Genomic DNA, 25630 nt, shown 5'->3' with positions numbered 1-25630 from the left:
GTGTATTCAGGCAAATGAGATTACTGAACGAATTCAGTAGTTGGTGAAAAAGAATATTTTTCCAGAAATTGATTGTTATTTCTCACATTTGTGTATTATTGCATAATGATTTGGATAAGAAAATCTAATCAATAAAAGAATTTAAAGTTAAAACCATTCGCAAATGTACTGCTGCTATTCACAGAAATGCGTAAAATTAAACCTAGGGTCAATAAACTATAAATTGGCAAAGGAATCTTTTTCAACTCCCAAGCCGGAAGAGCGCTATGTAACGGAAATAAAAAGCCGCATTGTATGTTAAGATTGACGAAAAGAATTAATTTTAACCCAAGAACTGAAACAACTTTTAACTTAAACTCCTAAATTCCATTGTTCATGCCTAAATCTCTTGTCACCCTTTTATTGCTTTGCAGTTGTTATTCTTTTTCCCAGGTAATCGGCGGGAGAAACAATTCCGAGATGACACCGACAGTTTCCAAACCGGCTGAGTTAAATGCCGGGGGTTATACTGGTGATGTAAATTTATTCTCTGGCGGATATAGTTCCACAATACCTTTAGGAAAGGTAGCCACTCCGGGTGGAATAGCATTTGGTCTGGAATTAAACTACAGCAGTTCCTTTTCTATAGGAGCCACGGCACCAATTAGCAAAGGTATTCCTTATGGTGACGGATGGAATTTAAACATTCCGACAATTTCAATTGAATCGCAAATATTTAATGCTTTTGCATTCACGGATTATTGCAATGAAAACTCAGGAACCGGAACGGTTTTGAATTATTCCAGTGTGGAGAAAGCCATCAATGAAGGTGATTTGTATTGGTACTCCCCATACATCAACATACCTGGTGTAGCCAGTGGACGAGCAATATTTAAATATGTGGATGTGGATGACAATAAAACAGTGGTATTCGAACTGAACACTTTTGAAAACCACGTTGAAATTCGCTACGATGCAAATAAATGGACTATTATCACCTCAGACGGAACGATCTATGAGTTTAAAACTGTAATTCAATCATTTAATGCTCCGGCAAATAAACGCGTTCTATACTATCCGCTTAATGGTGCATCTACTCCCGATAATATTGCAAATAATGTAGCGGGAAATAACAACTATTCTTCAAGTAACGTTCAAGGTATTGTTGAAAATTCAATCACTCCCAAACAACGCTACAATCTATGGTACTGCGACGCAATCAGACATAAAAACAAACCGTTTCAAAGTGTCGTTTTCTTTTATAAAGGATTTGGAAAATTCAATTACTTCAAAGAATTTCAGCAAGAAGCGTTCCGAAATGCTGCGCCATCTCTTTTGCTAAACTCAACATTTCCAAAAGAGTATGATTTCTCGTGTTATACAGACCTTTTATTGACAAAAATGGAATCCTATTCCATCGATGGATTGGTAAATCGTTTGGAAATGAAGTATCAAACGAATCAACAAATAATCAATTCACACGATGAATTACTTAAATTCAATGACCCCAAAAACGGCAGATTAGATAGTTTATACACCTATCGCAGTGTATTTAAAGATGACTTCGGTTCGAGTACCGGCTGGAAAAGGTACGAGCATATTAAAATAAACCATGCTACAAATCAATATCCCGTATCATCCAATCCATACTTATCTCCTCAGGGATATGTGCGAAGCGGTATTTCCTCTAATGGGCCGATACCGTTTAATCACAGTTTCCTGGAATCACCAAGACTGTTTGAAGATGTTGCAACAGCAGAGAAACTGATTCCCGGAGATATCTATGAAGTAAAAACAAACATTATTCGATCCAATGCATCTTCGTTAATAAATGGGAATGCCACTGTAGATATTGCTGTAGTTACGGGAACACTGGGAAATAATGTTGTAGGAGTAAACAATGCTTATAATTCCTTTAATGATCAGGGACCTACTTTTTATAATGAGGACTACTATAAAAAATCAAGAGAGATCAACTTGTTTTCAACCTTTAATATGGCCCTGAAATGGACCTTATCCTATTCCGAAGGCTTAAAGCAAACCTCCAATTTCTTCTCCATGCCAAATTTCCCGACGACTTTTCACGGTTTGAATATTCAAGTGGGGCCGGGGAATTCAGACATTAACTATAATACGCAGCCATCTCTTGCTTATCAAGATATAAACAATGGGCCTTTTGCAAATCAAACGTATAATTTTTGCACTTCAAGCGGCGTGCGCTCAGCTGCTGACATCGGTTCTAATTTTGGAATTGGCTTGCCATGGGCACAAATGCTTCCTATTTACAAGCGTATGGTTACTTATCTGAACGCATTTGCAAACACTTCCGATGCAACGAATTCAATCATGAAATTATGGTGGAATGCTCTTGTTCCGCTTCAGGGATACACCCATGATAATGTCCCTACAAAAATGGATGAATCGGTTAAGCTGAGTGAATTAGAACTGCTCCGATACACGAAAAATCCGTACATGTTGACGCATGTAGAATTTTATCAGGTTAATGGAGAGGTCGGAGGACCGGTGGAATCCGGGCTTCATTTGATCTCTAAGAAAAAACTGGAATACAAAAGCGTAAGCGCAGTGATCCCGGAAAACTATCATTACGTTGACAATGATAGCATACGTTATAAATCTTTCATGCAAGTAATTGTATTACTGGATAAAGTACGGGACATTCCTGTAAATGGCATTACAGATACTACTTTACTGCCCACTACGTTCTTATCTTATGAACCATTTAAAAGCCCCTTTGTAAAATACAACATTGCGTCTCCTCTTAATGGGTATACAGGTATGGTTCTTTCAAAAATTGTTGATCAACTTGGAGGAATTACCAAAATTGAATATTACCCCGTAAGCGCAAGTGATAACAGAACAAGGTACAATTCCAATGTGACCTTTAAAAACAATTGTTCAGGTACCTCCGTTGCTCCACAATACGGAAATCAATCTGCTGTTACGGTATCTCCAATTGTTCAAACGATTCTGAAAAATGATGAGGATGATTTGGTGAAAAATAATATTACTATTACGGATAACGGACATAAAAAATGGACGTATGACTTTGATCCGGGTTCAAAAGTTTCAAGAAGAACTCAGTACTTTGTAGATATTCCGAGGTTTTTCGAAACGCAGTTATCATCTTCGGATGCCGGATTCCGAAAAGTTACGGTTTACGGCCCGGCTTTAGTCGAAGGTTCGACAAACTTTGTAAACAAAACGGTTTATGAGCATTTTGGTAACAACACTCAATTATATCCCGTTGCTCCCACAAACCAGGAATACCAGGATTATCTTTTCCACGGAAAGTTGAAATCCGTGAAAGAATACGATGTAACAAATAAAGTTCATACTGAAAAACTCATCTCCTACGATTATACACTAGCCTATAAAAATGGGTATACTCGCCCCAACCCCTATAAAGAACACATTTTCTGGGATCAGGAATACGACAATCCGGGTGGGCAATATGAATACCGTGATTACTATTTAAATTTACCTCTTTCAATTACAATGACGATACCTACCAATCAAACTTATGTAGGTCCCGCAGCATACCCCTGGCTGGATATTCCGGCATTCAATGGCCCTGTTGAAACCTTCGAATTACCCAAATTCATGGAATTTGAATTTTATCCTGAATTATACGCAGATAGCACACACAACCCGGAATTTTTATTTCATTCGTATTTCATCAAAAAGACAGAAGAAATAAACCGAACATACGATGATTATAAGTACAAGCAAGCTGTTATAGGCGGAACTACGTTGCCAGCTGTTTTGAATTTGGATCCGAATCCATTTGGAATCGGGTTTACAAATCCCATAGCTTATCATGGAGAATCAACTCCAAGACAAATTGCGTTGATCCAAACCGGGGACACCAAAAAAATAATGGATACCTTAATCGTGCAGTCTCCTTTACCTGATTCTACATTATATCACATGATGAAGTCAACAGCAATTGGTTATGATGAGAAAATTCAATTGTTAATGCTTCAGGGGAATCTCAGTAACTTGATTTTAAAGCAATTTACAACTTATTATGCCAATGCAGGAATTACCAGTTTAAAATCTTCCCCACTTTCAGTAATCAATCAGCAGTCCTATATTTCAGATGATGTTTTACTGACTTTATTGCCCCAGCTAAACAGGCGTTCGCGGTGGGATTTTGCAGAAGCGTTATTGATGAAAAATACTTACCTGTCGGATCAGGTAACTCAGGCAATGGCAAGTTCTGCCTATTTCAACAGTTCCTCTTTCACGAAAGTGCTCTCAAAGCAGCCACAATTTACCGAAACAGCTATTGACAAAATCGTGGCATCACGCAGTCTTGCGCATGCATCATTAGCTGTAATATTAAATAATCAACAGATTACAGACGCTAATTTTTCAGGTATTATTGCAAATGCTAATGTACAAAACGGAACCATTGTAGAAATTATTGAGACCGGAGGGAAGTATCCGTCTGAACCTGTGTTCGGTAAGTTGATTAATCGATCCCCGGCATTTACTGCTCAGGAAATGGAACGCATCGTGGCGGTTGCAGATCGCCAATTGGAAACAGGTGTTTTAAATACTTTAATAACAAAATACGGGGCATTGAATGCTTTCACGAATTTCAATTTCACCGGAAATCCATTAAATGCCTATTGCAATAGCGGGGTTCAAAGCGGATGGGACTATATTGAAACCAAAACTTCGTATGAATATTACGAAGCAGATTACAATGGAACTGCCAAAGGAAGAGCTTACAAGGTTCTGATGGGATTGGAAGATATTCCCGCAAGAACAGTTTCAATCAGTGATCATTTCGGGACAGGAGGAAATAAGACTGTTACTTCCTTACGACTCAAACACGAACCTTCCTGGCAGGTATTCAGCATAACTACCACATCACCTCATTTACCAACTGCGAAAGATGAAAAACAGTATTTCTACCTCTTTGATTTGAAGAACCGTTACGACCGCTATTGGTATAACTACGATATCAATGACGTAAATGGTGTTGGGACTTCGTTCACCCCGATAGTATTGGCTGATGATTTGGATACCGTGATGTACGATGCCCGATGGGGAACTGAATTCTTCGATGCATATAATGCCGGTGCTCCGGTTATACCGAAATACGACGGAATGGTGAAAAGCCGCCAGTATGGGATGCGTTCTACTCCGTTCCAGCAGATGAGTATTACTAAAAATCAACGTGACGCGTCGGAAAAACGCAAAAGTGAGTATTATTTCTATGATGCGCGCTGGGGAACAGATGCTTTCTCATTCAATCAAACTTTTGCTGATAGTTCAGGACCAAGTTGTCCTCCGGTCGGAACTCCGCCTGCAGACCCCGTTGGCTGTGCATCATGCATTCGACTCAAATATGGTACGGAAGAACAATTTTTGGAACAGCTGCCTTTCAACTACTGCCTTTGGAAAGATCCGGTAATCGGATATTTTGCCTGTCCTTCATCGGTTAATTATGCACTGTGCTTTAATGGCGTTGAATTGATTGATTGCAATCCGGCCATTCCCGAAGATGATGAACCGGGTGGTTCAACCAATATGATCATTTTAACCGATGCCTTGAAACGTATCCTGGAGTTGCGTTCAACGATTGTCCAGGTGGATAATGTCATGGGAGCCGTGAGTCCTGATTTTACAGATCGCCGTATTGATAGGTCGAATACCGAAATAGCTGATTTTTATATCACATTCGACGGTACGGATGGAAATGGCTTTTTCAGACGTTTTCAAATGGTCTTCCCTTACGATACTTTAACCACCATGACGGTGTTAAAACGGAATCAGCATACGCAACCGGCACTCATCGCGAATAGTGTGGGGCTGAAAACGAAATTCTATTACAGTTCAACCATCAATAAATGGACCACTAACCCGAATTGTACCAATCCGAATTACAGTTTCCTGTACAACTATTCTTCTGTTGTAACTCCGAACATTGGGCTTCCGGTTCGTGTAACTGTTGGTTACGGACGAGCAGACTCGCTTGGTACCAACTTTGAATATACCAATGATGGCCAGGTGAAGAAAATGATTACTCCATCCGGACATACCTTGGAATATACTTTTGATGGATTGAACCGCATGACCAGCGTGAAGGAAAACGGAACGCGATTACTTTCCAAAAATGAATATGCTCTGTGGAAACATGATTTTGGCCTGGGCTTTAACGCGAGGGCTGAGCAAAACGCGGTTTACTCCGTTTTATATCAAAGCATGGACACAACCATGGCCCGGGAATTTCAAAAAGCCTTTGTAGATCCTTTGGGAAGAAAACACGGAACTATTCAGGCGTACAAAGGCGGTGGAAATGTCCAGGTACACAGCGGTAAAGTTGTTTACGACAATTGGGGAAGACCCACAAATGAATACAAGCCATGGCGTAAAGATGTCATGGGAACCATAACCAACAGCAATCTTCTCTTTGACCCGGGCAATCCGGATCCGGTAACAGGTATTTTAAGCAATGGCACCAGGTACGAAAACAATCCGAAATCGATTGATATCCTCCATTCCGATTTTGGAATAGCTATTGCTAATACTCAAAATCCATTAATCCGCAAGAATACCTGTATTGCCAACCACATCTTTATGTCCTGTGAACTCGGATTAAGTAACGCGGAACTTAAATTGGTAATGAATTCAGGTGGTACCGGCAATTTCCGATTTACGCGTGTTTCCATCACAGACCAGGATGGAAAAGAAAGCATTACATATACCAATGCTATGGGACAAACGGTAGCTACTTTATCCTATGTGATCTGGCCCTGTCTTAATGACCGGGTCCTGACACTCTTTATCTATGATTCCTATGGAAATCTGACCAAAACAATCAATCCGCAGCGTCAGCATACCGACTATCAGTACAATATGCTCGGACAGTTGATCCGCGAAAAAAATGTAGATGGCGGTGAAAAACGCTATATCTATAACAGGAATGGAAAAATCCGGGCAGTTCAGGACCAATTGGATCGAGCTAATCTAAATTCAAGCAATGACCCCGCGCCGCGATACCGTGAATTTTTGTACGATATCTATGGGAACCTGGTCCGGCAGCAATTGGTGGCAAATTCAATCCATCATGATCCGTTCTGTTTTATAACTAAAATGCAAGGAAGTCCCGGAAGCACGGATTATTTTGATTACGTGTTTTCTGACCGGATGACCCAGGATTGGTTAATCCGCTATAACTCCCATGATCCTTTCGGAAGTGGACCGGTTCTGGTAGAGAGGATGCCGATTACACCTCCTTATTCATTTGTCGTACTGGAAAAACAAATGGAATATGGAGTATCTCAGGCCTCTCCGCTTGCTTTGGGTAAACTCGTAAAATCGCTATCCTACTCAACGCTTGGCAACTCCAATGGTGCTCCTATCCAGGAAATCCAGTATGCCTACAATACGGAAGATCTGCTGGCTTCACAAACAATCAGACAACATCCGTTAGATATCGCTGTCAGTGATCAATTCGCGGTAAGAGCGAAAATAGAGTATACCAGCTATAATTTCCGCGGCTCACTGCTCGAACAAAAAGTAGACCTGGATAACAATGGAAGCATTGAAATGAAGTATTTCTATCAGTACGATGAATTGAACCGTTTAAACGAAGTACTCGCTTCGCAAGGCGACCAGTCAATTACAGACGCAACCAAAATCAGTGCCTATACATATGATGATGCGCGGGGAACGGTTTTTAAAAAGGATTTCTTCGTTGCGGGAACCGGAACTCAAATTCAGACCGTATCCAATGAATACGATCATCGCGACCGCCTGACTAAAATTTCAAGTACATTGTTTACTGAGAATTTATACTACGATGCCAACGTACTGCCTAGTTACAATAATGCGTCTGTTGCGCAGGAGAATACCTTTAACGGGAACATTAAAGGAGTTCAAATGAGCTACAATTTCACCGCTGCAATCAACAATTTAACGGCCGGAGCGATCTTCAATAAGCCTACAATTTATGGCTATGGTTACGACAATATAAACCGTTTGACCAACGCAGATGCAATCGTCGGATATTTTGTCGATGCACAAGCAAATAGTACAAATCCGTCAATGGCTTATGCCATTGGAGACGAATCCTGGGTTTACGATAAAATTGGAAACATCCGCTATCAATACCGCACCAAGCCGGATGCACAACCGAATACCGGCACGTTGGTAGACGATTTCATTTATACCTATGCCAACGGGACCAACCGCTTGACCAAAGTGGAAGACCAGGGAACAGCAGCAGTGCGCAATTACACCTACGATGTCAATGGAAACCTGCTCACCGATGACTCCCGGAACATGGGCGGAACAGATTACGTGCGCGCTTCCTATGCTCAGCATGTGGCAATTGGTAGTAATGATCATGCTTATTATCTCTACGATGGCACAGACCAGCGCATTGCCAAAAAAGTGATATCTTTAGCTCAAACCACGCAGGAGATGTATATCAAAGACGCACTGGGCCGGGATTTGGCGATTGTAAAGTTTGTTACCGACAACACCACCCACAACACGGTGAAAAGCACCGAATACTTCGTATATGGCACAGACCGTGTGGCACGTGTAACCAATGAGCTCCCGGGAGATTACAAGATCCGGCCGGACGAAGCAAGCTTCTTCCTCTGCGATCATTTAGGGAACACGCGCGTGGCCTTTATGGTAAATCAGCAAGCTGTTCCAACGATTATCAATGCACTGGATTATTATTCTTACGGGAAGATCCTGAGAGAATACGATAATGGTGCGGGCGACAGGTATCTGACTACTAACCATGAGCGTGATAAAGAAACCGGTTTGGATTACCGGGGGGCTAGATATTACGATTCAGACATCGCTAGATTTTTAAGCACTGACCCTTGGGCGGATAAATACCCAGGATGGAGTACTTACAATTATGTGATGGGGAACCCGATCAGATTAATAGATCCAACCGGTAAGGGTGTAGAGTCTACCCATATTGATAAAAACGGTAGAGTTTTACATAGCGTTGATGATGGGGATAATGGTGTTTATCTTCATGAAAATGCATATACGGATGCAGATGTAAAGAAAAATTATAAGTCAGATAATACGAGTGCAGGAGGAAAAAAAATTGGTGAAATTGGAGGTACAATTAATATCGATAAAATATACCCTAATATTATCGAGACACATGTGAGCACGGCCAAAGAATTATATAATCCGTTTGAGTTTAAAAAATTAGTAAGAACAGGAGGTGACTGGGATTTGAAAAGTAATATGAAAACTATTTTTGGAGTAGCAAATGATGGCAAAACTACCTTTTCTTTCAAAGGCACGTTAATGGAATCACAAGATGTGGGCAATCACCATTTTGGGATAGTTGCTTTGGCGTTCGGACTTTTTCCTAGTGAAAAATTCATATTAAAGCAAGCAGGTGAGTATCAAGTTAAATCAGGAACGTCGAAACCAGCATGGCAAAAAGACCCTGATAAACCTCCTTATGGAGATGACCCGAGAGATCAAAGGTTTATAAAAGCAGGTTTTCAATATTATAAGAAAAAATGGGGATAAATATGAAAAGTTTAACTAGTTGTTATATGTTCTTCTATGGAATTTTATTTTTAAGTTCCGTGTTCAGTTGTGCAATTATGGGTGATCCTAAGTTGAAACTGTTAAAGGAATTTAATATGTCGGATAAGGATTTGACAATTAAAATCTATTTAGTTCCACCTAATGCCACTAATTCATCTTTTATACAAATCAAACGAATATGGAATAATAAAGAAGAAGTCATCGAGAACTTTGAAAACTATAACCAAATTGATAGTGCATATTTCATTGGAAAAGATTCATTGAGATTATTTTTGAGCGATGTAGACCATAATAATCGTGTAAAAATAGATACCGTAGTTGATGTTTTGAAGAAAGCTTGGTAAAAGTACAAGCGGCACATGTTTTAATTTAGTTTTGAATCCACAAACGGATATCATTCATTTCTTAGAAAATAATATGAAAAGAGTCAGTTATATCATGTTGTTATTAGTATTTGGTTGTTCTGGTAAAACAGAATCTAAAGAGAAAGATTTTGGAGTAGTTCAACAACAAAAGGAAAACGAAACAAGTCAGAACAGGCCTGATACGCTTCATGAACTTAATGATAGTTCAGTAAGGTTTGATTCTATTAGTAAAGTTGAGTTCAAAGGGCTATCTAAAAAATCAAGAAATTTTTTAGATAGCCAGACAAAAGCTACCAAAATAGATGGCTGTATTAGAATTATTAATCATTTGGGAACTGTTGTAAGAGAGTATCGAGACAGTTTGGTTGATACTGATGATACTGATCAAAAATTGTACAAAATAATTGGAGAGTTCAAAGGACAGAAAATTACTGTAATATCAGTTCAATATTATGAAACTGGAGAGTATCTTTTAGTAAATAATGAAACAGGGGAAGAAACCTTTATTTGGGGGTATCCAAAATTATCATCTAACAATAAGTATTTATTTGTCGGTTCATGCGCATTAGGATATGATGAATTTATGCCAAACGGATTTCAGATATGGGAATTGAAAGAAAACAATTCTCTGAAACTACTACATGAAATTCGCGAAAAAGAATGGTGCATAAATGAGTTTTACTGGATAGGAAATAAATCTTTAGCAATTGAAACAAAAAAAATAAACGGACAGAGGCATTACTTAAAGTTGTCATTTTGATAATCAAGTAGGTATCAAAAGGTTCACTCTATGAAAAAAGTTAATAATGTCTTGTTTAGTTTAGTTTGCGTGGTTGTGCTGCATTTCGATTTACACAGCCAGAACTTGTTAGAACAACAACCTAAAATTCGAATTACTTATATTGATAACGATAGCACAAGAATTCATTCGTTTGATGGTTTGCCAAAGCCTCAAGTCTCTGTTATAACATACGGCAGAATAAATGAATATTTTGTTTTGTCTGATACTTTGAAAAGAGATTATGTCTTATTTGGGGATTCAAAAAGAACCATAGATAAATTGCAAGGGCTTCAACAATGTGATTATACAGGAGCATATGAGATAATAGAATGCAGAAAAGTAACTAAAGGAGATGCTGTATATTGTATTTTGTGCTTTGCAGATAGTTTTATTGTGGGTACAAATCAAAATATGTTTTATATAATATTCGAGTTAGAAAAGAATAATTGGAAATGTATCGGTTCATATGAAAATGAAGCAGATAAACCCACAGATAATATTAAGGTTGTTTACTCCAAAAAAGGCCTGAGATTAAAAGGAAAGTATTTAAAGCAAATAAAAAGAGAAGGGTTTGATTGTTTGAATTAAGAATCAGGTAAATAAATAAACTATGAATAGATTAAGCTTGTTTTTGCTAATAATAGTGGTATGTTCATGCTCAATATCACAGGAAGAGAAAGCTAAATTACCAGATCAACGGTATTATAATGAATTTAAAAATCAATTTCCAAAAGTCTTTACAAGCCATTTTCCGGATACCGTTTACAATCCTATATTTGGACTGATTAATAATAAGGATTCATCCGACAACAATGTCGGATTTGTTTTAATTGAATCTGATGCTGATTTTGAACGAATTAAAAAAATTGAAAAATCTTTCGGTAATAATTTTCAATATCACGGGAAGTACTCATTTGATAATTCTTTTGTTGTCAATCGATTTAAAAATATTAATGTAAATAATATTGATTCTTTAAAACTTGCGGTTCCCGTTTTCTTTGATTCAGTTAAGTATTCAAAAAATTATCCCATACCGAATTTTAGGGATTGTTTTTTTTCGGATAACCCTGATTTGCAAATCGACGAAACATTTGAAATTTATGTTTTAGATTCAAAAAAGGGGAATTTGTATCCGGAATTTATTTCAAAAAAGAATATACAAATGCCAGAACCATGGGATAATGGTTATTCTAAGGGTATTGCAATTAGCAAAAAGAAAAAAATAGTTGCTTACTGGGGGATTATGTGGTAGATATTAGTTCTTGGGATATCAAGAATACTTCGTGCACGGAACAGACCGTGTGGCGCGAGTGACTGCCGGTTCAACTACTCCCTTGGAAAGAATCCAAACGGACGAAGCGACCTTCTTTTTATACGATCATTTGGGGAATACCCGCATGGCCTTTAAAGTGGATGGCAGCAATATACCGCAGATTGTGAACGCGATGGATTATTCTTACGGGAAAATCTTACGCGAGTTTGAGTTCGGCACTGTGATGGTATTCTTTATATTGAAAATGGAGATAGATATAACGGAGAGGGTATCAAATTCCTGAGGAACTTCTAAAAGATTAATATTAAAAATGAAAACTGTATTTATTATTTCGCTGGTGATACTTCATTTATCCAAACCATTTATAAATGAAGTAACTCAAAGTTTTGGTCATAAGAGTTATTATATTTCTATAATGATTAAACTTCCCAGGGATAAAGTCCCGAAAAAATATATTGTACAAAATGATAATTTATTTGGACACCTGATAAAACAATTAAAATTAGATAGTATGGAAGACTACCTTTCGTTTATACGCAAAAAATTATATCGGAATAAGCCATTAAAATTAAACCAGGTAGGTGATGATTTCAGAGAAGTTATCCAGTCAAAAGAATTAGTAGATAACATCAAGAAAGGAAAAGAACATTTTATTCAAACCTACTTTGATGATCGAGGAGTTTTAAAGAGCAATATGAATTATGATGATGAAGCAGCGATTATTGATCAACTGTTTCAATGGGAAATTCCTTGTTTGAACGATGACGAATCAGGAGTACTTTACATAAGGTCAAATTATTAATTGGGGTGTAACAAGATGAAAGCAATAATTTTAGGCATAATCGCTCTGATTACAATTAGCGGTGAAGCCCAGCCAAGGACGAATGCGTTTATAGGTGGACGCTGGAGATTAGAATACCTTGATGGTGTTCTTTGTAATGAATGCCCGGAAGTGGAGTTTAATGAAGATGGAAGAGGAAAAATGATTAACTCTCAAGCAAAGGATATAGGGTTTGATTATTCTATATTAACTAATGGAAACGTTAAGATAGTCTTTGATGAGAAAATTTTTTTTGATGAAACCGAGTTTTCATATCAAATTCAAATCATAGAAGAGAATATAGAAGAGCTTGAGTTAAGGGCAATAAATAAAGACAGGATATATATCTTATCGAGGGAAGTAAATAAAACGAAAAGCAAATAAGAGAACTTCACACTGAAATAAGAACTGAAAGATGGAAATTTTCCTAAATAAGGATAAATGGAAGAGTAAACTTGATCTACTGGTGGAAAACAGAACTCCTATGTCAAAAGAAGAAATAGGGGTGATTGCATCTGAAGAAGATTTAGATTATGAAATAACATTAAAAGTTCTGGACTTCTTAAAATCATACCTTCCGGTTAACTCCAATTTTCCATTTAAACTTGATGATGACTTATTAAATGATTATAATGTTGACTCTGAGGATTTAGGCGATTTTTATACTAAAATCCTAAAGAAAATGTCAGTTCCTGTTCCAGGTAGAATCCAACAGGATTTATTTTTTGAGAATAAAAGAGAGTATACATTACGATTAGCAATAGAATTTATTCAATGGTGTTGTGAAAAAAGAGATGAAGAATTTAATTTATAGTTGTTTGGTAGGAATATCTGTTTTTTTTCTTTTGTTGCTAACAGCATGTTATCATAAGGAAAAGGTTTCCCCGGAATTGATAATCCGGAAATCATCCGTTTATAACTATGAAATTGAGCTACCGGTTCATCATGAAGGAAGGGGGAATATGCATCAGCTGGATTTGTCGAAATACAGTTTTGAAGATTCCGACTGGCTTTACCTGAATACAAAAGAAGGCAGGGTTAATTACACTGGTATTATTTTAACTCATGAGAGATATAAAGTCCATTATCCATCTTGTCAATCAAACTTAAGAGGATATGTTCGCTTCCAAAAAGATTCTTTAAAGATTAGATTGATTGTACCTCATTATATTGATCAGGATACCATCGTCGATGAGTGGAATAACTTTGAATACAACGGTGACTATAAGTTGAAAAGGGTTGGTGAAAATTATGGTTCAAATGGAGTTAAAAAGATTTAAGCAATTGACGAAACAGTATACCGTTAAACCGGTATTTGCTGAAGTTTTGTTTTCACAAGAATATGACGAGTATGTGGATGCTTTTCATAACAATCAGGAGTGTAGGGATTGGGAACTGAAAAGAAGGATTAAAGCAGCGGGAATCAACTACAAAAATTATTGCTGTATTGCTATGGCATACTATTTAATCGAAGACAAAGTTTCCAAAAACAACTCTGAAATAAATTATGATTCAATAATGAGGCATACTCATGGAAGAAAGGAATTCGGAATTCCAATTCACGATGGGGGAAGTTCTTATATTAGAATCAACTATTGTCCCTGGTGCGGAGTGCAATTACCGGTGAGTTTGTGAAAAAAACGAATGTAATCCCTGCAAGTGCCAATGAAATGCCCCACAAGTGCTTCCGTACAATCATACAAGGAAAGAAAGCGACCTCACAACTAACAGAAGTAAGCCCCTAAGGATTAATGAGCAAGTCCGCAAGTGACATGAGATAACCACACAAGTGCATACATACAAGCATACAAGTGAAAGGAGTCAGGTTCACAATTAGCTGTGTACAACCTTGTAAGCGGCACGAAGAAACCCGCCAAGTATGAATAAATAGTCCGGCAAGTGTCAACGTGATGCCTTGCAAATGGAACAAAACACAACCAATTCTTCCTCTCTTTTACCATCGACCAAGGCCTTCAAAGACGGGTCTCAGTCTTTCCGCCGTGGCGGACTATTGCGAACTCTACCGCCTCCAGCACCTATGCTGACCTTGCTCCACCATAGCGGTTACGCGAAGGTTAAGAGCTTCAGCGCAAGCATAAAGAGGGAAGCACGAAACAAAAAAAACTCCGGAATTTCTTCCGAAGGTTTTAATATAAGAGATATCAAGTCTTAATATCCTGATGTCTTAAAGTCCTGATGTCTATACCAAAGAGGGAAGCACAAAACAAAAAACCTCCGGAATTTCTTCCGAAGGCTCTCAATCTGACGGGATTTAAGTCCTAATGTCTTAAAATCCTAAAGTCCTGATATCTATTTACAAATGAATCACTTCTCCGTACGCAGCAGCAGCAGCTTCCATTACTGCTTCAGACATGGTTGGATGCGGGTGAACCGTTTTGATCAATTCTTCACCGGTTACTTCCAGTTTACGGATCGCAACGATCTCAGCGATCATTTCGGTTACGTTTGCCCCAATCATGTGAGCACCCAATAACTCGCCGTACTTCGCATCGAAGATCAGTTTCACGAAACCATCTTTCGCTCCGGCAGCAGATGCCTTACCTGATGCAGAGAACGGGAATTTCCCGATCTTGATCTCCATACCAGCTTCCTTTGCTGCTTTTTCAGTCATACCAACTGATGCAACTTCAGGAGAACAGTAAGTACATCCAGGGATGTTTCCGTAATCCAATGGTTCCGGGTGGTGACCTGCAATTTTCTCAACACAGATAATTCCTTCCGCAGAAGCAACGTGTGCCAGTGCAGCCGTAGGAATTACGTCTCCGATTGCAAAGTAACCCGGGATATTTGTCTGGTAGAAATCATTCACAAGGATTCTTCCTTTGTCAACAACGATTCCCAATTCTTCCAATCCGATATTTTCAATGTTTGCCTGGATTCCGACAGCAGAAAGAACCACATCACATTCGATCTTTTCTTCTCCTTTTGCCGTTTTAACTGTTACAACACATCCTTTTCCTGAAGTATCAACCGCTTCAACAGATGCGTTTGTCATGATATTGATTCCGGCTTTCTTGAAGGATTTTTCCAATTGTTTGGATACCTCTTCGTCTTCGATTGGAACGACGTTCGGTAAGTATTCCACAATCGTAACCTCTGTTCCGATAGCATTATAGAAATAAGCAAATTCCACACCGATTGCACCTGAACCGACAACAACCATTTTCTTAGGTTGTGCTTTCATGTTCATTGCTTCACGGTATCCGATGATCTTTGTTCCGTCCTGCGGTAAGTTAGGCAACTGGCGGGAGCGAGCTCCTGTTGCAATAATAAGTCCTTTATCTGCAGTGTATTCAGTCACTTTACCGTCTTCTCCTGTAACAGCAACCTTTTTACCTGCTTTTAAAACCCCGGTGCCTTTGATGACATCAATTTTGTTTTTCTTCATCAGGAACTGGATTCCCTGGCTCATTCCGTTTGCAACACCTCTGGAACGTTCTACCATTCCACCGAAATCTGCTTTTGAATCCTTTACGGTAATCCCGTAATCAGATGCATGTTGAATGTATTCGAACACGTTAGCACTTTTCAACAATGCCTTTGTTGGAATACATCCCCAGTTTAAACAGATTCCACCCAATGAATCACGCTCTACAACTGCTGTTTTCAAACCCAATTGTGATGCGCGAATAGCGGCAACATATCCGCCGGGACCACTCCCAATAACTATGATATCGTAATTCATTTCTCTTTTCAATAAAATGGTAATGGCACGAAATTAATCAATTCTCAGGAATTGTGAACGAATATGAACTTGAATTCAAAATTTCTTAAGTCTCCCTCCTGGAGGAGGGATTAAGGGAGGTGGCAAACGGTTCCATTAGCCCACCCTCTCTGACGGAGTCTGATACTCGTCAGACCTTGATCCTCCCTCTGCGCCTTTGCTAAAGCTTCAGCGCAAGCAAAAGGGAGGAAAGTGCTGATTTTTCAAGAGCAACATATTAAAATCAGCGTTATCTGCGAGATCAGCGGGAGATTTCTTTATTCTGTTAAATACACGGTATTCTTTAGGGAATTTCTAATTTTGAACAAAACTCTTACAATGGCCCAGTATCATTTAGCGATCGAACAAGCAAATCAGCAATACATTCAGTTCAAAGTAATCTTTGAAAACGTGGAGCCGAATACGATCATCCATTTACCGAAATGGAGACCCGGAAGATACGAATTGGGCAATTTTGCGAAGAATGTAAGGGGATTCAAAGTCTTTAACCTGGAAGGGAAAACGGTCGCTTTTCAGAAAAAGGATCTTTCTTCCTGGGAAATCCTGGTCACCGAACCCACAACGATTCGCATAGAGTACAGCTATTATGCATCCGAACTGAATGCAGGATCGACTTACCTGAGTAAAGAGATGCTTTACGCAAATCCCGTAAACTGCTTTATTTATCAGGAAGGAAAAAAAGACGAAGCATGCGAGGTTTATTTAAACATTCCGGCCGATTGGAACATTGCAGGTTCCATGGAGAGAGAGGGAAGGGTCCTGAAGGCTGCTGATTTTGATGAGTTGGCCGATTCACCTTTTATTTGTTCTGCCTCTTTGCAATACAATCAGTATGAATCGCATGGCACGATCTTTCATTTGTGGTTCCAGGGCGATTGTAACATCGACTGGTCGCGAGTGATCAAAGATTTTAAAGCTTTTACCGATAAACAGATCGAGAAGTTCATGGAATTTCCCGTGCCACATTACCACTTCCTGTTTCATATTTTACCTTATAAAGCGTATCACGGGGTAGAACATCAGAAATCCACTGTTATTTCTCTCGGACCTACCTACGATGTGTTCGGAGCACTTTACACTGAATTACTGGGAGTTTCTTCCCATGAATTATATCATACCTGGAATGTGAAGGCCATTCGCCCGATCGAGATGTTCCCATACGATTATCAGCGCGAGAATTTATCCAAACTGGGTTATCTCTGCGAAGGAGTGACGACTTATATGGGAGATTTGATGTTGTATAAGTCCGGGGTGTTTGATCTGAATCAATACCTGCATGAGTTTACGGGCCAATTGCAGAAACACTTCGATAATTTCGGGAGATTCCATTACTCGGTAGCGGATTCTTCTTACGATACCTGGCTGGATGGATATGTTCCCGGAGCTCCTGGTCGTAAGGTTTCCATTTATACGGAAGGCTGTTTGCTGGCTTTTGTTTGTGATGTGAAGATCAGGGAATATTCCGGAAACAAACACGGACTGGATGAGCTGATGAAGCGTTTGTACTTCAACTTTGCATTGAATGGCTTGGGAGTCAGCGAAGCAGATTATATCGGGTTGCTGAAAGAACTGGCAGGTGAGGGCATAGACGAATTGATCAAAGATTACTTTTACGGAACAAGGCCTTTTGAAGCTATTTTAACCGAAGCACTTGAATCCATCGGTTTGGAACTGACACACAAACCGAATCAGAAATATTCCGCCGGAAGGATCGGGTTTAAAGCCTTACAGCTCGGTAATCATTTCCAGGTTGCAGCAATTTACCCGGGTTCACCTGCAGACATGGCCGGATTGATGATTAATGACGAGATCATTGGGGTAAATGAATTTAAACTGAGCGGAGATTTGGATCAATGGCTGAACTATCTGGATGATCAGAACAAACGCTTAACCATTATCCGCCAGGGAAAAATCCTTGAATTACCTTTACCGGAAGTTCAGCGCAGCTTTTATTTGGAATATGGAATAAAACTTATTGAAAACCCGAATTCGGCACAGAAAAAAGCATTTGAGTATTGGGGGAAATAATAAAAAAAATGTAGAAACGCGATGCGTCGCATCCCTACATTTTTTTGACTGCACTGACGTTTGTCAATTATCACCAGCCATGGCTGGCTCTTACTTTAATAATTGGATATGTCCTGTTTTCGTAATCTTCTTATCTGATTCCGAAGACTTGAAACGAATGGTCCAGGTGTAAATCCCTGTTTTGCAGGTTTCACCGTTGTACGTTCCGTCCCAGCCATATTTAGTATCGTTTGATTCAAACAAGGTCTCACCCCAGCGATTATAGATCGTCATGGTATAATTATGAGGGTCAAAACCGGAAGTGAAAACCGGTGAGAATACATTGTTAAACTCATCACCATCCGGAGTGAAAGTATTCGGAACATAGAAGATCAATTCTTCTTGTATCGTAACAGTCAATTCTGCCGTGTCAGGACAGTTGCCTGCATTATTTGCGATCAATGTGATCACATAACTTCCTGCATCTTCCGTATACGTATGACTTGGATTGAACAAAGCGCTTTCATCTCCGTCACCGAAATCCCAAGAATAGATCGAAGCATTGGATGAGGTGTTGAAGGTGTGAAATTCAGGATTCATTAAACCATGTACCGGGTTATTTACCGAAAAGGAAGCCACTGCATTAGGCAGTACACAAATGAAACTTGGGAAAGAAGTGGTAGATGAACATCCCGCTGCACTGGTAGAGGTCAGAGTCACATCATAACAACCGGGTGCGTTAAAATCGTGGTTCACACTATTCAGTTGGTTGGAAGTTGCGCTTCCGTCACCAAAATTCCATGTTACGGAACTGCTTGCCGGAGAGCTAAGATCCACCAGCAAAGCACTGAATGGAGCACAACCGGATGCGTCTGGTGTCGAGATCTGGACTACCGGCATAGGATTAATTAAAATACTTGTGGTTCCCGGAGTTGAACACCCGCCTGTAACAGTATAACTTATCGGATGTGAACCTGCACCGGCCTGTTGCGGAGAAAATTCACCGCTTGTAGCATTGACTATTCCTGTTCCCGACCATGTTCCACCCGGTATATCAGCTGAAAGGTATGTATTCGCTGCCGCTTCACAAAAGGGTCCTGCAGGAGTAATTACAGGTACCTGGGTTGAGTTGATGACTACATTTGTTGTAGTGGATGAAGTACATCCGTTCAGTGAAGTTGTAACGGTATACATTCCAGCAGCACTTAATGTAGCAGGAATAGAACCGTTTTGAGTGGAAGCGGTAAATCCGTTCGGTCCGGACCAGGTATAACTGGTTCCCGGTAAACTATTCGCCTGTAGCTGCATCATACTTCCTTCACATAGAGGTCCGTTATTGCTTGCAATGACAGTTGGGACCGGGTTCACCGTAAGTGTCATGCTTGCTGTATTCGAACAAGAGCCGCTTGTTCCGGTAACGGTATAAGTGGTTGTCGTTGTTGGATTTGCTGTAACACTTGTTCCGGATGCAGAAGATAAACCTGTTGTTGGGCTCCAGGTGTAATTTGTTGCATTTCCGCCTGCAGTCAGGGTAGTTGAAGCTCCATCACAAATACTCGTATTCGGAGTCACAGTAACCGTGACCGGTGTAACTGTAACAGTCACGGACAGGGAAGAAGTACAGCTTCCGCTTGTTCCCGAAACGGTATAGGTCGTCGTCGTAGCAGGACTCGCTGTTACGGACGCTCCTGAAGTAGAAGATAAACCGCTTGGTGGTGACCAGGAATAATTGGTAGCACCTCCGGCAGTTAATGTAGTTGAAGCACCGTTGCAAATAGTTGCATTCGGAGATAAGGTAAGGGCAAGAGGAGTAACCGTTACAGTTACTGTTGCTGTATTTGAACAGGTTCCGGTGGTCCCGGTCACTGTATAAGTTGTTGTTGACGCAGGGCTTGCACTGACATTTGCTCCCGTAGAAGCTGACAAACCGGTTGGTGGTGACCACGAATAATTGGTGGCTCCGCTTGCCGTTAAGTTTGCCGCCGCCCCACTGCAAATGTTTGCATTGGGGGAAACAGTTACATTTATCGGAGTTACGGTCACAGTCACAGTTGCTGAGGATGAACAGGATCCTGTTGTTCCGGTGACGGTATAAGTTGTCGTTGTTGTCGGATTTGCTGTTACGGAAGCTCCGGTAGTGGATGATAATCCCGTTGCCGGCGACCAGGTATAATTGGTGGCTCCTGTAGCAGTTAAAGTTGTGGAAGCTCCGGAACAAATACTCGTATTGGGTGAAACACCAACTGTGAGTGGTGCTACTGTTACGGTGACTGTTCCGCTGCTTGTACAACCTGCCGTCGTTCCGGTTACGGTATAAGTGGTTGTTGATGCTGGACTGGCAGTTACTGTGGCTCCCGTCGTTGCAGATAGACCTGTAGGTGGTGACCAGGAATAAGAGGCCGCACCGCTGGCCGTCAATGTTGCACTTCCCCCCGAACAAATCGTTTGAGCTGCCGGTGGAGTTACAGTTGCACTGTTTACCGTGATAGTCGTCGATGAAGTGGCATTACAAGGTGCAACACCAACGGAGTAATTGATAGTATGTGTACCTAATCCCGCAGTTGCCGGATTGAACATTCCGGATGCTGAAACTCCCGGTCCTGACCACGTTCCACCCATATCCGCAGCAATTAATTGAGTGGCTCCGGAAGAAACACAAAACGGCCCGGCAGGCGTAATTGCAGGATTCGGAGGGCCTGTCTGAGCCCCTGGAGGAGGTCCGAGTTGCATGGTGAAACTGCTTGAAGACCCGCTCCAATTCTCCACAACGATCATGATCTCCTGCCCGGCAGTAACCATAGGCGCCGGTACTGATGAAGAGCAGGGAAATGAATTTCCGAATTGGTTGCAGCCACTTGCGGCACTGGCGTAATTACAGCCGAGCTCGTTGTTACTGTTCTGAATAGCAGTACACGGAGATTGTCCGTTCGGAATATTGAACACTGCCACATCCAGGAAGCCGTTGTTTGAGTTTCCGTCAATCAGCATGTTCAATGGCCCCGACGAAGTAATGTGAAGAATAATATACCCGGTGTTTGGACCAATCCAGTCCAGGCAAGAACTAACTCCGGGGCCAGGGTTTACAAAATTAAACGGGCCGGCTGTTCCGGGAGTACAAATAGAAGTATTTGTATTGCACTGGGCATTTAAAGAGTTAAAATTAGAAAATAATGAGGAGAGGAGGAGAGTAATGAGTATTGCTTTAATGTACTTCATAACCGTTATATCCAAAATGTGAAACTAATTCATTTATAATTGCAGGTGTAAGCTGTTGATTGCAGTTGATGCGTACAGAAGTAAAGTCATCACTGAAATCAATAGTGTTTAAATAAGCATAATTCGCTTTTAAACGAAGGTTTACCTTTTCTTCACGTTGAGCATCGCCCAATGGACGATAAGAAGGAAAAGAAAAAGTGTAATTATCCAGTTGTTGAATAATACAGGTCGGATTGTTTCCCGATTGATGGAGCAGCATATCTACTTCGGCTGTAGACTGATTACCCGAAATCAATTGTGAACGTAAATTGTTTAATGAATCAACGCTATTTTGAGTTTGACCGTATCCTATAGTTGAAAAAACTATAAGGAAACCGGTTATAACATAGCGGATTAGCTTTGTTTTGTAGTAGTACATTGTAATTAGTTTCGTGTTCGAAGATAAAACGAAACAATTGAATGTAGGTTGCCTGAACTGTTAATAAAAAAAGCGTGTTATTGATAACACGCTTTTTAAAAATAAGGTTAGAATTTATAACTGACTCCCAAACTCGGTAGGAATGGGAACTGGTAGATCTTCTCATTGGTAACGCGATTCACATAGAAAATATTCTTTCTGTTGTAAGCATTCGTTACAGCGGCTATGATCTCAAGTTCTGTTTTGTTTTTGAATTTAAACTGCTTTTTCACGGTAATATCCAATCTGTGGTAAGTAGGAAGTCTTTTGGAATTGAATTCTCCCAATATTACTCCGACAGACGTAGAGTTACTTGTAGTATAGTCTGTGGTTACTCCGTCACCGAATGATTCTGTTTGATAATATCCTGAAGTAGGAGTGAATGGAAGTCCCGAACCAAAATTCCAGCGCAGGTTCAATTCAAGGTCTTTTTTCTTTCCGAAAGCATAAGATGCCACGATATTCACGTTATGTCTTCTGTCAAATACCGGTGCATAGTTCGTAAACCCGTCCCATCTCGTTGATCTGGCATAAGAGTAAACTCCCCATAAAAACAATCTGTTCAGTGTATACTTTAATAATACGTCCACACCGTATGATTTTCCGCTTTCGATCAGGAAGTCTTTTTTGTACACATCATCTTCCTTAGAGAACTCTGAAACGTCTTCGTAAAGTTTGTTTACATTGATGTTACTTAACTGCGGGAAATATTTGAAATATCCCTCTACGTTCAGCATCAGGTTTTTGGTCAGATCAAATTCACCACCTGCAATTGCGTGCCATGAATATTGGATTCCGTTCTTAGGATTTTTCTCTTTACCACTTTCGGTAACGAAGGTTTCCTGAACATTAGAAGGGGCACTCAAAAGACCATTAAATAAATTCACGACATCGCGGTCGGAAGAAGCTGTAGTAAAGTTCTGGGAATATCGGCCTCCGGATAGCTTTAAACGGAAGTAATCTGTTGCGTTGTATTTGATACCCAATCTTGGTTCAAGTGAGATCGTACTTAAACTCGCATATGCCTGAACTCTGAGTCCGGGTTGAACAACAAATCTTTTTGATACGAATTTGTAGTTGGCATAAGCACCGATTTCAACGGTATTGTTCTGATCCTGGATCTTGGATGCTACTTCGTTGTAAGTCAGGTAATCCGTCTTGAAAATATTGATCCCGATTCCATAGTCGATCTGGCTTTCCTTTTTCAGGAAGTAAGAGAAGTCGAATCCAAGATCTGTTCCGAAAATAGAACTGGTACGTGGTTGAGAACCTGTTTCTTCAAAATGAGTTTTATAGCTTGAAGCGGTTAAATGTCCTTTAATGAATGTTTTACCACCACCCGGAAGCAGGATCCAGGATAATCCACCGCCTGCCTGCTGGAAATCCAGTGCTGCAGATTCGTTGTAGTTTACCTTGTCCGTATTGCTGAATCCAAATACTGATACTTTGGAACCCTGACCTGTAGCGAACGTCAACTTTCCATATAGATCGGTAAAGTTGTAAGGAAGCCCGTTTCCGTTGTTTACTCCACGGTATAAATCTTTTGAAGTATAATCCAGTAAAGCGTGTTTTGCAGAGAAGATAAATGAACCGGCTCCGGGTTTTCCTTCTTTGGCGCGGTACATCGGCCCTTCAACAACCAATTTGGCAAGGAAGGGAGACACGGATACTTTTCCTCCGAAATTCTTTTTATTTCCGTCGCGGTAAGTAATATCCATTACAGAAGAAATTCTTCCTCCGTATTTGGAATCAAATCCCCCGGTATAGATGTCTACGTTTTTAATTAATTCCGTTTCAAAAATGGAGAAGAACCCGATCGAGTGGAAGGGATTGTAAATAGTCATTCCGTCAAGCAATACTTTGTTCTGTATAGGCGTTCCACCTCTTACATACAATTGTCCTCCCTGGTCACCTGTTGTTACAACACCCGGAGTTACGGAGAAAGCTGCAGTAATATCGTTTTCAGCACCAACTGCCGGGATTCTTTCCAATCCTTTTTTATCTAATTTGGTAACAGACATTAAAACTTCGGTGGTTTTTGCCTTTGTTTCAGCAGAAATAACAACTTCTCCTACATCTGTTGCATCAATTGGAATGATATCAATTCGCAATTCGGTAATGCCACCTTTTTCGGTTACTGTAATTTCTTTGTTGTATTCCTTGAATTCTACCGATTGAATCTTCAAAAGGTAAGTTCCGATCGGAACTTTTGGAATGGTAAAAAATCCATTGACATCAGTACTTGCACCCAGGATATCCTGTGTTTTTTCCGTTGGCACTAATATGATTTTTTCAAAAGGAATAACCTCGCTGTTTTCATTGTTGAATACGAATCCGCGAATGGTATGATCCTGGGAAAATGACACAAGGGAAATGGTTAAAAATGCAACTAAGGAGAGGATTTGTTTCATATGTTTTACCCTATTTTATAGAAGTTCCGAAATTACATAATTAACAGGAATTAACGAATTAAAAATCCGAAAAATGATTAAACGTACAGATTATTGATTAAACGGGCTTGAATCGTTAAAAGACTGTGGATGAAAGTCGATACACCAGACTGATTTCCTGTCTCAAGTCTTCTGTTTTTTTAGCTTTTACGAAGAATTAATTTAGCTTTCTCCCAGTACACATCCATTTCTTCCAGGGACATTTCTGTCATGTTTTGAGCATCTTCACTAATCAGTTCTTCCATTTTCTGAAAACGCGATTTGAATTTCCGGTTTGTTGATTCAAGTGCATCTTCCGGGTTAACATCGATGAAACGTGCATAGTTTACCAGGGAAAACAATACATCTCCGAACTCATCCTGGATTTGTTCCGGGTCTCTGGTGAGTTGCGCATCATGCAATTCTGAAAATTCTTCGATGACTTTGTTCTTCACATCTTCTATGTCTGACCATTCAAAACCGATCCCTTTTACTTTTTCCTGGATCCTCATGGCCTTAATCAATGCGGGAAGCGTATTCGGAACTCCTTCCAAAACGGATTTTTTACCTTCCTGCAATTTGATTTTTTCCCAGTTCGCTTTTACTTCTTCTTCGGAATCTGCCTTTACGTCTCCGTAAATATGCGGATGGCGGTGAATCAGCTTATCACAAATGCCATTCAATACGCCCGTAATATCAAAGGCTCCCAATTCGGAACCTATTTTAGAATAAAAAACCAGGTGCAGGAACAGATCACCCAATTCACCCTTAATCCCGTTCATGTCGTTTTCCTGGATCGCGTCTGCCAATTCATAGGTTTCTTCAATGGTTAAATGCCGTAAGGACTGGATAGTCTGTTTTTTATCCCAGGGACATTTTTCGCGCAGATCATCCATGATTGTAAGTAAGCGTGCAAAAGCTTCCAGTCTCGGATCCTGATTTAAATTATTGTTAGCTAATTCCATACTGCAAATGTACATAGAAC

17 protein-coding genes are annotated in these 25630 nt (G+C 40.0%); 12 read left to right on the top strand and 5 right to left on the bottom strand.

Annotation, left to right across the window (positions count from 1 at the left end):
• Positions 1–375 precede the first annotated feature (375 nt).
• The 11 genes from K0S23_RS15845 (at position 376) to K0S23_RS15795 (ending at position 14426) form a co-directional block, all read left to right on the top strand.
• Positions 376–9531 carry an RHS repeat-associated core domain-containing protein gene (locus tag K0S23_RS15845; protein ID WP_300359446.1) on the top strand — a complete coding sequence of 3052 codons (9156 nt, stop codon included), beginning with the start codon at positions 376–378 and terminating at the stop codon, positions 9529–9531.
• A gap of 2 nt (positions 9532–9533) precedes the next feature.
• Complete coding sequence (locus K0S23_RS15840) at positions 9534–9896, top strand: hypothetical protein (protein WP_300359444.1); 363 nt, start codon at positions 9534–9536, stop codon at positions 9894–9896.
• Between the two features lie 73 nt (positions 9897–9969).
• The gene (locus tag K0S23_RS15835; RefSeq protein WP_300359442.1) at positions 9970–10677 is read left to right on the top strand and encodes a hypothetical protein; all 708 of its coding nucleotides are present in this window, start codon (positions 9970–9972) and stop codon (positions 10675–10677) included.
• Positions 10678–10707: 30 nt separating this feature from the next.
• Positions 10708–11286 (top strand): hypothetical protein, encoded by a 579-nt coding sequence (locus K0S23_RS15830; protein WP_300359440.1) that lies wholly within the window; start codon positions 10708–10710, stop codon positions 11284–11286.
• Between the two features lie 22 nt (positions 11287–11308).
• Positions 11309–11950, top strand: a complete 642-nt coding sequence (locus K0S23_RS15825; RefSeq protein ID WP_300359438.1) for a hypothetical protein — start codon at positions 11309–11311, stop codon at positions 11948–11950.
• A 10-nt stretch (positions 11951–11960) separates the two neighbouring features.
• The gene (locus K0S23_RS15820) at positions 11961–12254 is read left to right on the top strand and encodes a hypothetical protein (RefSeq protein ID WP_300359436.1); all 294 of its coding nucleotides are present in this window, start codon (positions 11961–11963) and stop codon (positions 12252–12254) included.
• Positions 12255–12281: 27 nt separating this feature from the next.
• Positions 12282–12773, top strand: coding sequence for a hypothetical protein (locus K0S23_RS15815; RefSeq protein WP_300359433.1), 492 nt, complete (start codon positions 12282–12284; stop codon positions 12771–12773).
• Positions 12774–12788: 15 nt separating this feature from the next.
• Positions 12789–13175 (top strand): hypothetical protein, encoded by a 387-nt coding sequence (locus tag K0S23_RS15810; protein ID WP_300359431.1) that lies wholly within the window; start codon positions 12789–12791, stop codon positions 13173–13175.
• A 31-nt stretch (positions 13176–13206) separates the two neighbouring features.
• A complete protein-coding gene (locus tag K0S23_RS15805) occupies positions 13207–13605 on the top strand; it encodes a hypothetical protein (protein ID WP_300359429.1) in 399 nt (132 codons plus the stop codon).
• Positions 13586–14071, top strand: a complete 486-nt coding sequence (locus tag K0S23_RS15800; RefSeq protein ID WP_300359427.1) for a hypothetical protein — start codon at positions 13586–13588, stop codon at positions 14069–14071. The genes K0S23_RS15805 and K0S23_RS15800 overlap by 20 nt, the downstream gene beginning before the upstream one ends.
• Positions 14052–14426, top strand: a complete 375-nt coding sequence (locus tag K0S23_RS15795; RefSeq protein WP_300359424.1) for a hypothetical protein — start codon at positions 14052–14054, stop codon at positions 14424–14426. Before K0S23_RS15800 ends, K0S23_RS15795 begins: the two co-directional genes overlap by 20 nt.
• Before the next feature lie 679 nt (positions 14427–15105).
• Here K0S23_RS15795 and lpdA read toward each other — a convergent pair.
• Positions 15106–16497: a dihydrolipoyl dehydrogenase gene (gene lpdA / locus K0S23_RS15790; protein ID WP_300359421.1), complete on the bottom strand. Its 1392-nt coding sequence runs from the start codon at positions 16495–16497 to the stop codon at positions 15106–15108.
• 339 nt (positions 16498–16836) lie between these two features.
• On the opposite strand from lpdA, the gene K0S23_RS15785 reads away from it, so the two are divergent.
• Positions 16837–18564: a PDZ domain-containing protein gene (locus K0S23_RS15785; protein ID WP_300359418.1), complete on the top strand. Its 1728-nt coding sequence runs from the start codon at positions 16837–16839 to the stop codon at positions 18562–18564.
• Positions 18565–18654: 90 nt separating this feature from the next.
• On the opposite strand, the gene K0S23_RS15780 is transcribed toward K0S23_RS15785, so the two are convergent.
• The 4 genes from K0S23_RS15780 to mazG all read right to left on the bottom strand — a co-directional run bounded on the left by K0S23_RS15780 (position 18655) and on the right by mazG (position 25610).
• Positions 18655–21759 (bottom strand): PKD domain-containing protein, encoded by a 3105-nt coding sequence (locus K0S23_RS15780; RefSeq protein ID WP_300359414.1) that lies wholly within the window; start codon positions 21757–21759, stop codon positions 18655–18657.
• Positions 21746–22177 (bottom strand): hypothetical protein, encoded by a 432-nt coding sequence (locus K0S23_RS15775; protein ID WP_300359412.1) that lies wholly within the window; start codon positions 22175–22177, stop codon positions 21746–21748. Before K0S23_RS15775 ends, K0S23_RS15780 begins: the two co-directional genes overlap by 14 nt.
• Positions 22178–22284: 107 nt before the next feature.
• Entirely contained in the window at positions 22285–24627 is a 2343-nt protein-coding gene (locus K0S23_RS15770) for a TonB-dependent receptor (RefSeq protein ID WP_300359410.1), read from the bottom strand.
• A 179-nt stretch (positions 24628–24806) separates the two neighbouring features.
• Positions 24807–25610 carry a nucleoside triphosphate pyrophosphohydrolase gene (gene mazG / locus K0S23_RS15765; RefSeq protein WP_300359407.1) on the bottom strand — a complete coding sequence of 268 codons (804 nt, stop codon included), beginning with the start codon at positions 25608–25610 and terminating at the stop codon, positions 24807–24809.
• Positions 25611–25630: the final 20 nt, after the last annotated feature.

The organism is Fluviicola sp. (genome assembly GCF_029266855.1).
Classification (GTDB): domain Bacteria; phylum Bacteroidota; class Bacteroidia; order Flavobacteriales_D; family Crocinitomicaceae; genus Fluviicola.
Note: the sequence above shows the minus strand (reverse complement) of the source record. Positions and strands in the feature narration are given on the sequence as shown.